Here is a 1,823-nt window from a genome sequence, read left to right on the forward strand (position 1 = left end):
GCGCCTGTGGTCAGGGTGAAGTTGAAACGTGGATCGGTGTTGAAGCCTTCAACGATGGTGACGGCTACTGTATCACTTGTGCCGGTGTCTGTGGCCAGACGGGCATTGAGGATACTTTGGGTGATGCCGTTGGAACCGGTGTCGCTGTGCTGGATGCTGATGGCAGTGGCTTGCGCTGCTGTCAGTTTGTTCAGGTTGAACGTGGAAGTACCTGCTACCGGTGCGGAGTCAGCTGGGGCTGCAACGAAAGTGTTGGAGACGTTGCGAACCAGGACGCCTGTGACATCAGGCAATTTGCTGAAGTCGAGGGACTGGGTGGCATTGTTCAACATCATTTGTACGGCTTCCACTTTGGTGACAACGCTGGAAGTCGCAGTCACGTTACCGCCATTGACGACGATCAGGGTGTCGTTACCGTCACCGCCTGTGAGGCTGTCGCCGGCTTCGATGGTGTCAGCCAGGATGAAGGTGTCGTTACCTTTGCCGCCGATGATGGAGACGTTTTGTACGGAACCGGAGGTATCTGCTGCACCGGTGGTGAAGATGCCGTTGCCGAGGTTGATCAGCAGGTTGCCTGTGAAGGCGGAAGCATCAACCGTCGCCAGACGACCGGAGGCTTGCAGGATGCCGCCCTGGTAGTTGACGGATTCGATGGTACCGACAGCGCCGTTGACGACGTTGGTGGTGGAACCGAGGTTGAGGTTGGTGTTACCGGTGATGGTGACTTTGCCAGCTGTGCCTGTGTCCATTGGCAGGTTCAGTGTGCCGATGAAGTTGTTGGCGCCTGTGCTGTTGACTGTCAGGTTTTCGTAACCAGAACCGCCTACGCCGTTAGCAGAAGAACCAGAGGTGTTGCCACCGATGTTGACTGCACCTACTTGGACATCAGAGAGGTTCAATGCACCTGTGTTGACGCCTGTCAGTACGCCGGTACCGAAGGAGAATTCAACTACGCCAGCCTGGTTGGCATTGGAGCTGGTGATGGACATGGTATCGAGAACGGATTTGATGTTTTCGATACGGGCATTGTTGGTACCAGCTGCGGAGGCGATGCGGGAGATGTTGACGGTTTTGAGGCCTGTCGCATCTTGCATGTCCAGACCTGTTACTGCCAGGTTGGCACCAGCGGAAGAAGATCCTGTGAAGGAGGCATTCAACGTTTGGATGTTGGTCAGTTTCGGGGTGATCAGGGTGCCGCCGTTGTCATTGGCATTGCCCAGTGTGGCTGTCAATACGTTGGTGACGCCGGTACCGGTCAGTTGGTCTTCGTCTTGCAGGCTGTTGATACGGGCATTGCCGCCTGGTGTGTAGACTTGGGGGGCAGTGAATGTTTCGCCGGAAACAATGTCTGTACCGTTAGTCAATACGATCTGGGAGCCTGGGCTGTTGCTGACGATAGTAGCGATCGTTGCATCAACAGTGGATTGGGCTGTGGCCAGGGTGGCTGCGTCAACGACTTTGCTCAGCCATACTTTGGCAGTGGCATTGGCGTCTACACCTGCGTAGGAGGTGATTTCTTTGGTGGTATCAACGGCGGTAGTGAAGGACGTTGCAGCGGTGACTTTGGAGTCAACGGCTGTTTTGTCGGCACCAGTTGCGCCACCGAGGATGGACAGGGCTGCGACGCCAACGGAGACGGCGCCGTTGGTGATCTGGCCTGCCCAGTAGGTCAGACCTGCTGGGTCAGCTTCGTGACCAAACAGGTTTTTGTAAATGGTGTTGACAGTTTGGGCTGTCGTCAGGTTGGCATAGGTCGATGCGTATTCTGCTTGTACGGAGAAGCTTTGGGCGATGTCTTTGAGGGACAGGCTGGACGCTGTCCA

General features: G+C 55.8%; 1 protein-coding gene. It reads right to left on the reverse strand.

The window, feature by feature from the left end; translation table 11 throughout:
* A partial coding sequence (locus AC1RVX_RS29980) for a DUF4214 domain-containing protein (RefSeq protein ID WP_493220241.1) occupies nucleotides 1-1,823 on the reverse strand: 1,823 nt, incomplete at both ends.

Source organism: Undibacterium sp. GW821-FHT11B02 (assembly GCF_058808955.1).